This is a genomic window from Streptomyces sp. ALB3 (assembly GCF_044385685.1).
GTDB lineage: Bacteria > Actinomycetota > Actinomycetes > Streptomycetales > Streptomycetaceae > Streptomyces.
In genome coordinates, this window is the sequence record NZ_JBISCE010000008.1 from 219,097 (window position 1) to 232,827 (window position 13,731).

Below are 13,731 nucleotides of genomic sequence, written 5' to 3' on the forward strand. Positions count from 1 at the left end.
GGGCGAGAGAATTGCCCGATGAACAGCGAGCGCAGCCGGCGCACAGCCAACCGGCATATGGACGGGGTGGTTCTGTGAGCAGGTACGACAGGTACGACAGGTACGACGCCACCGACGAACAGTGGGAAGGGCTCGCCCAGGTCGTACCCCTGAGGGGCCGCAACGAATGGCCCTCCCGGGTCGACCACGGCACGGTCCCGGACCAGCCGGAGTCGGCCGAGCAGCGGCGCCTGGTCGTGCTGAGGGTCCAGGTGTTCGCGGACGCGCGCGAGGTGGCCGAGTACCTGGTGGCGCAGATCCCGGTCCTGCTGGACCTCACCGGCGCCGAGAGCGACGTGGCGAAGCGGATCCTCGACTTCAGCAGCGGTGTGGTCTTCGGGCTCGGCAGCGGGATGCACCGGGTGGACCGCAACGTGTTCCTGCTCGCGCCGGTCGGCATGGAGGTCGAGGGGGTCACCGCGGCGGGCGTGCCCCAGTCGTAGGAACGCCGTGCGGGTGTGCCGTCGGCGTAGGAACGCCGTGCGGGTGTGCCGCCGGCGTGGGAACGCCGTGCGGACGTGCCCCGATCGTGGGAACGCCGTGCGGGCGGAACGGTTCGCCGGTCGCCGGCGTGCGTACGGTCCGCTCATGACTGTCATTCCTCCGGGGCGGACGGCTCCGCCGCCACCCGGCGCCGTCCGCCCGGCCCGCCCCTTCGTCGGTGAACTCCGGCTCGGTGCCTTCGCCGCGCACCGCCGCGCCGTCATCCCTCTGGGGCCGCTCACGTTGCTCACGGGAGACAGCGGCAGCGGGAAGTCGACCGCCCTCCGCGGATACGAGGCGCTCGCGCGGCTGGCCGCCGGTGACACCCTGGAGGAGGTGTTTCCCGACCCGGCGGCCTGGGTGCCCGAACGCGTCGGCCCCGATGCGCAGGGGCGGCGCGGATTCAGACTCGGCTGCACCGTGGAGGGCCCGGCGGGCCCGGTGGGACTGGATCTCGCCGTGCAGGCCGAACCCGCCCTCCGCGTCGTGGGGGAGCGGCTGACGGACTCCGGCGAGATCCTGCTGAGCACGGCGCTGCGGGACCCCGGGCGTTCCTCCGTCCAGGCAGCCTGGCACACCGCCGGGGCGGTGCCGGTGACGCGGGCGCCCTTCCCCGACGACCGGCTCGGTACGGCGCTGCTGCCGTTGCGGGTCGCCGGGACGACGGACGGTCAGCTCCGGGTGCTGGCCGCCGCCGAGCAGGTGGTGGTGGCGCTGAGGTCGGCCTTCGTCTGCGATCCCCAGCCGCGGCGGATGCGTGCGGCGGTGCCCGTCGGAGAGGGGCGGCTGACGACGTCCTGCGACAACCTGGCGGACGTCCTGTACCGGACCCGCAGCCAGTGCGCCCAGCGGCACGCCAGGCTGGTCGCGGGCGCGGACACCGGGTGCGCGGGGCAGGTGACGGGGCTGACCGTCGAGCGTCTGGCGGACGGGACCGTGCGGGCCCTGGCAGGCCGTGGCCCGGGACGCGGCACACCGATCGGCCGGCTCGGGGACGGCGAACTGCGCTACCTCGCCTACACGCTGGTACTGCTGACCGGCCCCCACGTCCTGGCGGTGGACCCGGCGGCTGAGGTGCCCTCGGCCATGCAGGCCCTCACCGTCCTGGCCGACGGGCTCGACCGGAGCCTGGACGTGAGGCAGACCGGGGAACTGCTCGCGCTGGCCGCGTCGGTCTGTGCGGGCGGGCACATGCGCCTGCTGGGGACGGTCGGCGGGACGGCCGCGGCGGCGGCACGCGGGACGGCCGGCGTGACGGTGGTAGACCTGACACCGTGACGGAACTGGATGTAGCCCAACTGCAGCAACGACTCGCCGACTTCGCGGCGTCCCGGGACTGGGAGCCGTACCACACCCCCAAGAACCTCTGCGTCGCGCTGAGCGTCGAGGCGTCCGAACTCCTGGAGATCTTCCAGTGGCTGACGCCGGAGCAGTCGGCCGGGGTCATGGAGGACCCGGAGACGGCGTTCCGGGTCAGGGACGAGGTGGCGGACGTCCTGGCGTACCTGCTGCAGTTCTGCGAGGTCCTCGGCATCGACGTGCTGGCGGCGCTGGCGGCGAAGATCGACCGGAATGAACAACGCTTTCCGGTGCCGGGACGTGCCGAGCCGACGGATCGTCACTCTTCGGAGTGATCGACTTACGCACAATCGATTTCCTGTCCACAGATTTCCGATTTCCTCTGGCTTTCAGGTGCCATGCACCTCACTGTGGGTAATGAAGAGGTGAGCGGGTTTCTTTCACGGGTGGTCTCGGCGACGGGGGAATCGCATGGAAGCGGAGCGACTGATCGCGGCGGGCAGGAGCGCGCTGGCGGGGAGCAGGGGAGCGCCGGCCGTCATGGCGGAGGCGTGGCAGGCGCAGGCGCTCGCCCGTGCGGTCGGGGGCCGGCTGGCGAGGTGCGGGCCGTCGGAATTACGGACGGAGGCGCGCGCCCTCAGCGAGACCTGCGCCCTGGGTAGCGCCGTGCTCGACCACCCCATGGTTCCGGTGGGGGGCGTGCGGGCGTCGCAGCTCACCGAAGTGGCGGACATCGCCGGTGCGTTGGGCGCTCTCGTACTGCTGCTGGGCGAGGCGGGCATCGCGCTGGTGGGCGTCGCCTGCGGCACGGAGGAGGAGGGGCTCTACTGGCAGTGCATCGAGGCGATAGACGCCGTCGACGAGTCCGTCGACCGGGTCCACGGCATGCTGAGACGGCTTGCCGAACAGGAGCGTGAGAGCGAGCAGGAAGGCGGTCAGGAAGCGGACCGGGAGTACGACGGCCCCTTCGGAGTGATCCACGGACCGGCGGGTTTCGTATCCGGCCAGCCGTGAGCCGGTCATCCGGGAGTGGCGCGCCCCGTTGCGGCGGATGAGGCAGGGGAGACGGGAGCGGCGCCCTCGAAGGTGCAGGATGGAGGTATGGATCTTCGAATTTTCACCGAGCCCCAGCAGGGGGCGAGCTACGACACCCTGCTGACCGTCGCCAAGGCCACCGAGGACCTCGGCTTCGATGCCTTCTACCGGTCGGACCACTACCTGCGCATGGGATCCGGAGACGGCCTGCCCGGCCCGACCGACGCGTGGATCACCCTGGCCGGGCTGGCCCGTGAGACCAGGCGGATTCGCCTCGGCACCCTGATGACGGCGGGTACGTTCCGTCTCCCCGGGGTTCTGGCCATCCAGGTCGCCCAGGTGGACCAGATGTCCGGTGGCCGGGTCGAGCTGGGGCTGGGTGCCGGATGGTTCGAGGAGGAGCACAAGGCGTACGGCATTCCGTTCCCCAAGGAGAAGTTCGGCCGGCTGGAGGAGCAGCTGGAGATCATCACGGGCCTGTGGGGGACCGAGACAGGCAAGACGTTCAGCTACGACGGGACGTACTACCAGCTCACCGACTCGCCGGCGTTGCCGAAGCCCGCACAGACGAAGGTGCCCATCCTGATCGGCGGCCACGGCGCGGTCCGGACGCCGAGACTGGCCGCGCGGTACGCGGACGAGTTCAACATCCCCTTCGCGTCCGTCGAGGACAGTGAGAAGCAGTTCGGCCGGGTCAGGGACGCGGCCGTGACGGCCGGCCGTGCTGCCGACGACCTGGTGTACTCCAACGCCCTGGTGGTGTGCGCCGGGAAGAACGACGCCGAGGTGGCGCGGCGCGCCTCCGCCATCGGACGGGAGGTGGAGGAGATCAAGGCGAACGGCCTGGCGGGCTCGCCGGACGAGGTGGTCGACAAGATCGGCCGGTACGCCGCCATCGGCTCGTCCCGGATCTACCTCCAGGTCCTCGACCTCGGCGACCTGGACCACCTGGAACTGATCGCGTCGCAGGTCCAGTCCCAGCTGGGCTGACAGGTCCAGCCGGCCGGTGGCCCGGCGGCCCGGCCGCGGGCGGAGCCCGCGCGAGAACTCGTCCGCAGCGCGGACCGCGCGACCGGCCAGGTGATCCGGCGGGCCGCCGCACCGAAAGCCACCAGCCGACCGACCGGATGTGACCGACCGCGGTCCTCCCGGAACCCAGCCGACAGCAAGGAGCAGTTGTGCACTCCGCCCGGACACCGGATCTCCCACCCGGCCGTACCCTCGGCGACGCGCTCGCCGAGGGGACCGTCCTGCTGGACGGGGGTCTCTCCAACCAGTTGGAGGCGCAGGGCTGCGACCTGTCCGACGCCCTGTGGTCGGCCCGGTTGCTGAGCGACGCGCCCCAGCAGATCGAGGCCGCCCACACGGCATACGCGCGGGCAGGGGCGCAGGTCCTCATCACCGCCAGCTATCAGGCGACCTTCGAGGGGTTCGCGCGGCGCGGAATCGGACGGGCCCGGGCGGCGGAGCTGCTGGCCGGCAGCGTGGAGTCGGCGCGCCGGGCGGGAGCGGTGGCGGAGCGGGAGGTATGGGTCGCCGCATCGGTCGGGCCGTACGGCGCGATGCTCGCCGACGGCAGCGAGTACCGGGGCCGGTACGGACTGACCGTCAGGGAGCTGGCGCGCTTCCACCGGCCCCGGGTGGAGACCCTGGCCGCGGCGGCCCCCGATGTGCTGGCCCTGGAGACGGTGCCGGACATCGTCGAGGCCGAGGCCCTGCTGCGGGTGGTCCAGGACGTCGCGGTGCCGGTGTGGCTCTCCTACAGCGTGGCGGGAGACCGGACCAGGGCCGGGCAGCCTCTGGGCGAGGCCTTCGGGCTCGTCGCCGGCATCGACCAGGTGGTGGCCGTCGGGGTCAACTGCTGCGATCCCGCCGACGCGGACCGCGCGGTGGAGGTGGCGTCCGCCGCCACCGGCAAGCCCGTCGTCGTCTACCCGAACAGTGGGGAGGAGTGGGACGCGGAGGCCCGGGGCTGGGCGGGGAGTGGCACGTTCGAACCGGGAAGGGTGCGGGACTGGCAGCGGGCGGGCGCGCGGCTGGTCGGTGGCTGCTGCCGGGTGGGCCCGTCCGCGATCGCGGCACTGGCCGAGCGCCTGCAGTCGTCGGAAACGTGAAAATGCCTGGTGGGGGACAGGGCCCCGGACCATACTCGGACACGTGTTCCTGACTATCAGCACGACCGGCACCCCTGAGCGTCCCGCCACCGATCTCGGTTACCTGCTGCACAAGCATCCCGACAAGGCGCAGACGTTCTCCACCTCGCACGGAACCGCCCATGTGTTCTACCCCGAGGCGACCGCGCAACGTTGCACGGCCGCCCTGCTGCTGGAGGTGGATCCGGTGGCGCTCGTGAGGCGCGGCAAGGGGAAGGGCCGGGGCGGAGCTCCCGACGCGGCGCTCGCACAGTACGTGAACGACCGGCCGTACGCGGCGTCCTCGCTGCTCTCCGTAGCCATGACGACGGTGTTCAAGTCCGCCCTCAACGGCGTGTGCCGGGCGATGCCGGAGCGGGCCCGGGAAGCGCTGCCGCTGCGGATCGAGGTGCCGGCGCTGCCCGCACGCGGCGGTGCGGCGCTGGTGCGCGCACTCTTCGCTCCACTCGGCTGGACAGGCGTGGACGCCGTGGCCGTACCGCTGGACGAGCAGTTCCCGGAGTGGGGTGACTCCCGCTACGTACGGCTCGTGCTGGAAGGCGAGTTGCGGCTCGCGGACGCGCTGCGTCAGCTGTACGTCCTGTTGCCCGTGCTCGACGACGCCAAGCACTACTGGGTCGCTCCCGACGAGGTGGACAAGCTGCTCCGGGCCGGTGAGGGCTGGCTGGCGGGTCACCCCGAGCAGAACCTGATCACCAGTCGTTACCTCTCCCGCCGCCGGGGGCTCACGCGGCAGGCGACGGAGCGGCTCGAGCTGGTCCGGCTGGCGGAGTCGGACGACCTTGAGGTGGAGAGCGTCGACAACGCGGTGGACGAGACCACCGACACCGAGGAGAGGCCGGTGCCGCTCGCCGAGCAGCGCCGCGCGGCGATCCTGGAGGCACTGCGGACCGCCGGAGCGAGCCGGGTCCTCGATCTCGGCTGCGGCCAGGGGCAGTTGGTGAAGGCACTGCTCAAGGACGTGCGCTTCACCGAGATCGTCGGGGTCGACGTGTCGATGCGCGCCCTGACCGTCGCCGCACGCCGTCTGGATCTCGACCGGATGGGTGAGCGGCAGGCCGGGCGGGTCACCCTCCGCCAGGGCGCGCTCACCTACACCGACAAGCAGCTGAAGGGGTACGACGCCGCTGTGCTGAGCGAGGTGATCGAGCACCTCGACCTGCCGCGCCTCCCGGCCCTGGAGTACGCGGTGTTCGGCTCCGCGCGCCCGCGGACGGTCCTGGTGACGACGCCCAACGTCCAGTACAACGTCCGCTGGGAGACGCTGCCCGCCGGGCACGTACGCCACGGTGACCACCGCTTCGAATGGACCCGGGAGGAATTCCGGGACTGGGCGGGCCAGGTGGCGGGACGCCACGGTTACGCGGTGGAGTTCGTGCCCGTGGGGCCCGACGACCCCGAGGTGGGGCCGCCCACGCAGATGGCCGTGTTCACGATGACCACCGCTCAGGGGACGACGAAGGAGGCGAAGGCCGCATGACCGGTACCTCGCGCACGCTGCCGGTGACCGACCTGTCCCTCGTGGTCCTCGTCGGCGCCAGCGGATCGGGCAAGACCACCTTCGCCCGCAAGCACTTCAAGCCGACCGAGATCGTCTCCTCGGACTTCTGCCGGGGTCTCGTCGCCGACGACGAGAACGACCAGAGCGCCAGCGGTGACGCCTTCGACGTGCTGCACTACATCGCGGGCAAGCGCCTCGCCGCCGGCCGGCTCACCGTCGTCGACGCCACCAACGTGCAGCCGGAGAGCCGCAAGCAGCTCGTGCGGCTGGCCCGGCAGTACGACGTGCTGCCCATCGCCATCGTCCTGGACCTGCCGGAAGAGCTGTGCCTGGCGCGCAACGCCACGCGTCCCGACCGCGCCGGCATGCCCCGCCACGTCGTGCAGCGCCACCGCCGCGAACTGCGCCGCTCGCTGCGCGGCCTGGAGCGTGAGGGCTTCCGCAAGGTGCACGTCCTGCGCACCGAGGAGGAGGCCGACACCGCCGAAGTCGTCCTGGAGCGCCGCTACAACGACCTCCGGCACCTCACCGGCCCCTTCGACATCATCGGTGACATCCACGGTTGCAGCTCCGAGCTGGACACCCTGCTCGGCCGGCTGGGCTACAAGGACGGTACGCACCCCGAGGGCCGTACCGCCGTGTTCGTGGGCGACCTCGTCGACCGGGGCCCCGACAGCCCCGGTGTCCTGCGCCGCGTGATGTCCATGGTGGCCTCGGGGGACGCGCTGTGCGTCCCCGGCAATCACGAGAACAAGCTCGGCCGTTATCTCAGGGGGAAGCAGGTCCAGATCAGATACGGCCTCGCCGAGACCATCGAGCAGCTGGAGAGGGAGGACGCCGAGCACCCCGAGTTCCGCGAACACGTCGCGGAGTTCATCGACGGGCTGGTCAGCCACTACGTCCTGGACGGCGGCAAGCTGGTCGTCTGCCACGCGGGGCTTCCCGAGAAGTACCACGGCCGCACCTCCGGACGGGTCCGCTCGCACGCGCTGTACGGGGACACGACAGGTGAGACGGACGAGTTCGGCCTCCCTGTGCGCTACCCGTGGGCGGAGGACTACCGGGGCGGTGCGGCAGTGGTCTACGGCCACACGCCGGTGCCCACCGCCTCCTGGGTGAACAACACCCTCTGCCTGGACACCGGAGCGGTCTTCGGCGGGAAGATGACCGCACTGCGCTGGCCCGAGCGCGAGATCGTCGACGTGCCGGCCGAACGCGTCTGGTACGAGCCGGTGAAGCCGCTGACCACCGAAGCACCCGGAGGCCGGGAAGGCCGGCCGCTCGATCTCGCGGACGTGCAGGGCCGCCGCGTCGTGGAGACCCGGCACATGGGCCGCGTCGCGGTGCGTGAGGAGAACGCGGCGGCTGCCCTCGAGGTCATGAGCCGGTTCGCCGTCGATCCCCGGCTGCTGACCTACCTCCCGCCGACCATGGCGCCGACCGCCGCCTCGCACGAGGAGGGCTTCCTGGAGCACCCGGCCGAGGCCTTCGCCCAGTACCGCGCGGACGGTGTCACCAAGGTCGTCTGCGAGGAGAAGCACATGGGCTCCCGCGCCGTGGCACTGGTCTGCCGCGACGCCGCCACCGCCCGGGAGCGCTTCGGTACCGGTGGGACCTCCCCCGGGGGAAGCCCCACCGGCGCCCTGTACACCCGTACCGGGCGGCCCTTCCTGGACGACACGGCACTCACCGAGGTCGTCCTCGGACGGCTGCGCGCGGCCGTCACCGCCGCCGGGCTCTGGGAGGAGTGGAACACCGACTGGGTGGTCCTCGACGCCGAGCTGATGCCCTGGTCCCTCAAGGCAGCCGGGCTGCTGCGCTCGCAGTACGCGGCGGTGGGCGCCGCCGCCGGAGCGGCGCTGCCCGCGGCGCGGGGAGCCCTGGCCGCGGCGGCCGCCCGTGGTGTCGACGTCGCCGCCCTGGCGGGCCGCCAGCGGGGGCGCGCCGAGGACGCCGCCGCCTTCACGGAGGCCTACCGTCGCTACTGCTGGAGCACCGAAGGGCTCGACGGTGTGCGGCTCGCGCCGTTCCAGATCCTGGCGGTGCAGGGCCGCTCGCTCGCCTCCGTGCCGCACGACGAGCAGCTGGCGTGGCTGGACCGTCTCGTCGAGCACGACCCGACCGGACTGCTCCAGGTCACCCGGCGTCTCGTCGTCGACACGGGCGACGAGGACTCCGTGCGCTCCGGCACCGACTGGTGGCTGGAGATGACCGGCCGCGGCGGTGAGGGCATGGTCGTCAAGCCCCTCGGCGCCCTCGTCCGGGACCCGAAGGGCAGGCTCGTCCAGCCGGGTGTCAAGGTGCGCGGCCGGGAGTACCTGCGGATCATCTACGGCCCCGAGTACACGCGGCCGGAGAACCTCGAGCGGCTGCGGTCCCGGTTCCTCGGCCACAAGCGGTCGCTGGCCCTGCGGGAGTACGCCCTCGGACTGGAGGCGCTCGACCGGCTGGCCGACGGGGAACCGCTGTGGCGGATCCACGAGGCGGTCTTCGCGGTCCTGGCCCTGGAGTCGGAACCCGTCGACCCCCGGCTGTAGGACGGCCGGCCGGAATCCGGTGGCCGTTCGCAGGGTGAACGGTGCCCCGCGCGGTGAGGATGATGACATGGGATTCCATGTCGATTCCGAGGCCGGGCGGCTGCGCCGCGTCATCCTGCACCGCCCCGATCTGGAGCTGAAGAGGCTCACCCCCAGCAACAAGGACGCGCTCCTGTTCGACGACGTGCTGTGGGTGCGCCGGGCCAGGGAGGAGCACGACGGTTTCGCCGACGTGCTGCGTGACCGGGGTGTGGAGGTGCATTTCTTCGGGGAGCTGCTCCGGGAGGCCCTCGACATCCCGGTGGCGAGGCGGCTCGTCCTCGACCGGGTCTTCGCGGAGAAGGAGTACGGCCCGCTCGCCACCGAGCACCTGCGCGCCGCCTTCGAGGAGCTGTCCGCCGCGGAGCTGACGGAGGCGCTGGTCGGCGGGATGACGAAGCGGGAGTTCCTGGAGCGGCACGCCGAACCGACCTCGGTCCGCTTCCACGTCATGGACCTCGACGACTTCCTGCTCAGCCCCCTGCCCAACCACATCTTCACCCGTGACACCTCCGCCTGGATCTACGACGGCGTCTCCATCAACGCGATGCGATGGCCGGCCAGACAGCGCGAGACCGTCCACTTCGAGGCGATCTACCGGCACCACCCGCTGTTCACCGGCCCCGAGGCGGGCGTCTTCCACCACTGGTCGGAGGGACAGGACGACTATCCGTCGACCATCGAGGGCGGTGACGTCCTCGTCATCGGACGGGGCGCCGTCCTGATCGGGATGAGCGAACGGACCACTCCCCAGGCCGTGGAGATGCTGGCCAGAGGGCTCTTCGACGCGGGGTCGGCAAGGACGATCGTGGCGCTCGACATGCCCAAGCGCCGGGCGTTCATGCACCTCGACACGGTGATGACGATGATCGACGGGGACACGTTCACCAAGTACGCCGGACTCGGCATGCTCCGCTCCTACACGATCGAACCCGGCATCGGCCCACGTGAGCTGAAGGTCACCGATCATCCGCCCGAGCACATGCACCGGGCCATCGCCGCCGCGCTCGGCCTGGACACGATCCGGGTGCTCACCGCCACCCAGGACGTGCACGCCGCCGAGCGGGAGCAGTGGGACGACGGCTGCAACGTGCTGGCCGTGGAACCCGGGGTCGTCGTCGCGTACGAGCGGAACGCCACCACCAACACGTTTCTGCGCAAGGAGGGCATCGAGGTCATCGAGATCCGGGGCAGTGAGCTGGGGCGGGGCCGGGGCGGTCCCCGCTGTATGAGCTGTCCCGTGGTGCGCGACCCGGTGTGAGGCCGCTCGTCGGCCGGTCTCCCGGCCGCCGGCCGGGAGACGGCGGCACGAGGGGTCCCGCGGCAGGGTGCGTGGAGCCCCGCCCCTGTATAGCAATACGGTGGCTCGTATAGACTTCCAGGACACGTGCCCCACGCCCCACGCCCGACCCAGGAGCAGTCCCATGGCCATAGACCTCACAGGCCGCCATTTCCTCAAGGAGCTGGACTTCACGGCCGAGGAGTTCCGCGGTCTGATCGCCCTCTCAGCCGAGCTGAAGGCCGCCAAGAAGGCGGGCGAGGAAGTGCAGCGGCTGCGCGGCAGGAACATCGCGCTGATCTTCGAGAAGACCTCGACGCGTACGCGCTGCGCCTTCGAGGTGGCCGCCGCCGACCAGGGCGCGTCGACGACCTACCTCGACCCCTCGGGTTCGCAGATCGGGCACAAGGAGTCGGTGAAGGACACCGCCAGGGTGCTCGGCCGGATGTTCGACGGTATCGAGTACCGGGGTGACAGCCAGCAGGCCGTCGAGGAACTGGCGGCACACGGCGGTGTGCCCGTCTACAACGGGCTCACCGACGACTGGCACCCCACCCAGATGCTCGCCGACGTCCTCACGATGACGGAGCACAGCCCGAAGCCCCTGGAGCGGATGTCCTTCGCCTACCTGGGCGACGCCCGCTTCAACATGGGCAACTCCTACCTGGTCACCGGTGCCCTGCTCGGCATGGACGTCCGGATCGTCGCGCCCGTCGCCTACTGGCCGGCCCGGGAGGTCATCGACCGGGCCCACGAGCTCGCGGAGTCCAGCGGCGCGCGCGTCACCCTCACCGAGGACGTCACCGAGGGGGTCCGCGGCGCGGACTTCGTCGTCACGGACGTCTGGGTGTCCATGGGCGAGCCCAAGGAGGTCTGGGACGAGCGCATCACCGCCCTCGCCCCGTATGCCGTGACCATGGACGTCCTGCGCGCCACGGGCAACGACGACGTCAAGTTCCTGCACTGCCTCCCGGCCTACCACGACCTCGGTACGAAGGTGGCCAGGGAGATCCACGAGCGGTACGGCCTTGCGGAGCTGGAGGTCACCGACGAGGTCTTCGAGTCCCCGCACTCGGTCGTCTTCGACGAGGCCGAGAACCGGATGCACACGATCAAGGCGGTGCTCGTCGCCACGCTGGCCGGCGACGCGTCGACCGCATGAACATGCACCCGATTGGGTGAACATGCGTGCAAGTGGCTACGATGGTGCCACTTGGTGGGGTTCGGACTCGCACGTCCGGACCCCTTTTCATGTGCCCGGTCCGGAGCGCATGCCAGGAGTGAGCCCCCCACGGGCTCCGTCCCCCGCACCGCCAGAGAAGAGAACGTCCCCCCATGAGTCCCGCCTCCCCCGCCCCGCCGGCCCCGCAGCGCCGGACCGGAGCGCGCATCAAGAGCCCCGGCCTGCTGCTCGCCGAGTCCGGAACCGACCTCGAAGGGCACGGCCTGCGACGCACCATGGGGCTGTTCCAGCTCGTGTGCTTCGGCGTCGGGGCGATCGTCGGTACCGGGATCTTCGTCGGGCTGTCCGACAGTGTCGCCGAGGCGGGTCCCGCCGTGGTGGTCTCGTTCGTCCTCGCGGCGATCACCTGTGTGTTCACCGCCTTCTCCTTCGCCGAGCTCGGCGGCGCCATTCCGGTCTCCGGCAGTTCCTACTCGTTCGCCTACGCCACGCTCGGGGAGCGGGTCGCGTTCCTGGTCGGCTGGTGCCTGCTGCTGGAGTACGGCGTCTCGGTCTCCGCCGTCGCGGTCGGCTGGAGCCAGTACGTCAACGAACTGCTGGACGGGATCATCGGCTGGAGCCTTCCGGCGGCGCTCTCCTCCGGACCTGGCGACGGGGGCGTGATCAACCTCCCGGCGGTCGTCGTCGTCATGATGGCGGCCACCCTCCTGGTGCGCGGCATCAGGGAGAGTGCGGGGGCCACGGCGGCGATGGCGGTGCTGAAGATCGGCATCCTCGTCGCGTTCTGCGCGATCGCCTTCACCGCGTTCCAGGACGGCCATCTCTCCCCCTTCGCCCCCCACGGCATGGCGGGCGTGACCGCGGGCGCGTCCGTGGCGTTCTTCTCCTACATCGGCTTCGACGCCATCACCACGGCCGGTGAGGAGGTCAAGAACCCGCGCCGGAACATCCCCATCGCGATCATGATCTGCATCGGCCTGGTCACGCTGCTCTACTGCGCGGTCGCCCTCGGGGCGATCGGGGCGCTGGGCGCGGACGACGTGTCGGACAAGCCGGCCGCTCTCTCCCTGGTCGTCGACACGGTCACGGAGTCGGGTGTGGGAGGAGGCGTCATCGCCTTCGGCGCGGTCGTCGCCATCGCTTCCGTCGTCCTCGCGGTGATGTACGGACAGACCCGGATCCTGATGTCGATGTCCCGCGACGGGCTGATCCCCAGGGTCTTCGAACGGGTGTCGCCCACCACGCACACGCCCGTCGCCAACACGTGGATCGTGGCTGTCGTCTTCGCCGTCCCGGCCGCGTTCTCCTCCCTCGACGTCGTCGTGAACCTGACGACGATCGGCACGCTCGCGACCATGGCCGTGGTCAATGTCGCCGTCATCGTGCTGCGCCGCCGCAACCCGGAGCTGAAGCGCTCGTTCCGGGTGCCGCTCTACCCCGTCAGCCCGATTCTGGGTGTCGGTTTCTGTCTGTACCTGATGTACGGGACGGGCTGGACGACCTGGCTGCAGTTCGTGGTGTTCCTGGGGGTGGGCGCCCTGGTGTACGCCGGGTACGGCCGCAGCCGTTCGCGGCTCGTCAGCCCCGGGGAGCCGCAGGACCGGACGGCGCCGGGCCCGACCGAAGGGTGAACCACACCGCCTTGCCGTGCTCGGTGGGACGGTGGCCGCAGGCGGAGCTCAGGGCGCGTATCAGGAGCAGGCCCCGGCCGTGCTCCTGCCAGGGGTCCGGCGCACTGCCCGGCAGCAGGCGGGACAGGTCCCCGGGCGGCCCCGGATCGTGGTCGTGGACCTCCACCTGGCAGCCGGACGCCAGGAGCTCGACCACCAGCTCGATGGGCCCCGAGCCGTCGGTGTGCTCCACGGCGTTGGCGACCAGCTCGGCGGTCAGCAGCTCCGCCGTGTCGCTGTCCGCGGGCGCGTCGAGGTCGGCCAGCGCCGTACGGACGAGGGCGCGGGCGATCGGCACCGCGGCCGTGGAGTGCGGCAGGGCGATGCGCCAGGAGGGGGGCGGTGGCGCGGGGACGTCGGGCGGCAAGGCGGGGGTTCCGTTCGGGAGCGGGGGTCCGGCGGGGGACCTTCGTCCCGCGCCGGCTGCGTCCATGGACGTTCCCTCCGTCGCCGGAGGGAACGGGTTCTGTACCAGGACTTCCTGCGACCAACCATACGAAGGGCGACGCCGCA

12 protein-coding genes are annotated in these 13,731 nt (G+C 71.3%); 11 read left to right on the plus strand and 1 reads right to left on the minus strand.

Annotated elements, in window-relative coordinates; all coding sequences use genetic code 11:
* Window positions 1–74: 74 nt before the first annotated feature.
* The 11 genes from ACHFIV_RS07870 to ACHFIV_RS07920 all read left to right on the plus strand — a co-directional run bounded on the left by ACHFIV_RS07870 (window position 75) and on the right by ACHFIV_RS07920 (window position 13,179).
* The gene (locus ACHFIV_RS07870) at window positions 75–482 is read left to right on the plus strand and encodes a cell division protein SepF (protein ID WP_398965001.1); all 408 of its coding nucleotides are present in this window, start codon (window positions 75–77) and stop codon (window positions 480–482) included.
* 97 nt (window positions 483–579) lie between these two features.
* On the plus strand, window positions 580–1,800 hold the full coding sequence (locus ACHFIV_RS07875) for an ATP-binding protein (protein ID WP_398965003.1): 1,221 nt from the start codon (window positions 580–582) through the stop codon (window positions 1,798–1,800).
* A complete protein-coding gene (locus ACHFIV_RS07880; RefSeq protein ID WP_398965005.1) occupies window positions 1,797–2,156 on the plus strand; it encodes a nucleotide pyrophosphohydrolase in 360 nt (119 codons plus the stop codon). Before ACHFIV_RS07875 ends, ACHFIV_RS07880 begins: the two co-directional genes overlap by 4 nt.
* A 136-nt stretch (window positions 2,157–2,292) precedes the next feature.
* Window positions 2,293–2,835 (plus strand): DUF6099 family protein, encoded by a 543-nt coding sequence (locus tag ACHFIV_RS07885; protein WP_398965007.1) that lies wholly within the window; start codon window positions 2,293–2,295, stop codon window positions 2,833–2,835.
* Window positions 2,836–2,922: 87 nt separating this feature from the next.
* Window positions 2,923–3,846, plus strand: a complete 924-nt coding sequence (locus tag ACHFIV_RS07890) for an LLM class F420-dependent oxidoreductase (RefSeq protein WP_398965009.1) — start codon at window positions 2,923–2,925, stop codon at window positions 3,844–3,846.
* Between the two features lie 188 nt (window positions 3,847–4,034).
* The gene (gene mmuM / locus ACHFIV_RS07895) at window positions 4,035–4,970 is read left to right on the plus strand and encodes a homocysteine S-methyltransferase (protein WP_398965010.1); all 936 of its coding nucleotides are present in this window, start codon (window positions 4,035–4,037) and stop codon (window positions 4,968–4,970) included.
* Between the two features lie 43 nt (window positions 4,971–5,013).
* Entirely contained in the window at window positions 5,014–6,489 is a 1,476-nt protein-coding gene (locus ACHFIV_RS07900) for a 3' terminal RNA ribose 2'-O-methyltransferase Hen1 (protein ID WP_398965012.1), read from the plus strand.
* Window positions 6,486–9,047 carry a polynucleotide kinase-phosphatase gene (locus tag ACHFIV_RS07905; protein WP_398965014.1) on the plus strand — a complete coding sequence of 854 codons (2,562 nt, stop codon included), beginning with the start codon at window positions 6,486–6,488 and terminating at the stop codon, window positions 9,045–9,047. Before ACHFIV_RS07900 ends, ACHFIV_RS07905 begins: the two co-directional genes overlap by 4 nt.
* Before the next feature lie 67 nt (window positions 9,048–9,114).
* Complete coding sequence (locus ACHFIV_RS07910; RefSeq protein ID WP_398965016.1) at window positions 9,115–10,347, plus strand: arginine deiminase; 1,233 nt, start codon at window positions 9,115–9,117, stop codon at window positions 10,345–10,347.
* A 163-nt stretch (window positions 10,348–10,510) separates the two neighbouring features.
* Window positions 10,511–11,527: an ornithine carbamoyltransferase gene (gene argF / locus ACHFIV_RS07915; RefSeq protein ID WP_398965018.1), complete on the plus strand. Its 1,017-nt coding sequence runs from the start codon at window positions 10,511–10,513 to the stop codon at window positions 11,525–11,527.
* A gap of 173 nt (window positions 11,528–11,700) precedes the next feature.
* Complete coding sequence (locus ACHFIV_RS07920) at window positions 11,701–13,179, plus strand: amino acid permease (RefSeq protein WP_398965020.1); 1,479 nt, start codon at window positions 11,701–11,703, stop codon at window positions 13,177–13,179.
* Here ACHFIV_RS07920 and ACHFIV_RS07925 read toward each other — a convergent pair.
* Window positions 13,127–13,585 carry an ATP-binding protein gene (locus ACHFIV_RS07925; protein ID WP_398965021.1) on the minus strand — a complete coding sequence of 153 codons (459 nt, stop codon included), beginning with the start codon at window positions 13,583–13,585 and terminating at the stop codon, window positions 13,127–13,129. The two genes, ACHFIV_RS07920 and ACHFIV_RS07925, sit on opposite strands and share 53 nt — an antisense overlap.
* Between the last annotated feature and the right edge of the window lie 146 nt (window positions 13,586–13,731).

Excerpts from the sequence above, each read along its gene's own strand:
- ACHFIV_RS07885 (WP_398965007.1), top strand. The coding sequence starts at position 2,293 with ATGGAAGCGGAGCGACTGATCGCGGCGGGCAGGAGCGCGCTGGCGGGG.
- ACHFIV_RS07890 (WP_398965009.1), top strand. The coding sequence starts at position 2,923 with ATGGATCTTCGAATTTTCACCGAGCCCCAGCAGGGGGCGAGCTACGAC.
- ACHFIV_RS07905 (WP_398965014.1), top strand. The coding sequence starts at position 6,486 with ATGACCGGTACCTCGCGCACGCTGCCGGTGACCGACCTGTCCCTCGTG.
- ACHFIV_RS07910 (WP_398965016.1), top strand. The coding sequence starts at position 9,115 with ATGGGATTCCATGTCGATTCCGAGGCCGGGCGGCTGCGCCGCGTCATC.
- argF (WP_398965018.1), top strand. The coding sequence starts at position 10,511 with ATGGCCATAGACCTCACAGGCCGCCATTTCCTCAAGGAGCTGGACTTC.
- ACHFIV_RS07920 (WP_398965020.1), top strand. The coding sequence starts at position 11,701 with ATGAGTCCCGCCTCCCCCGCCCCGCCGGCCCCGCAGCGCCGGACCGGA.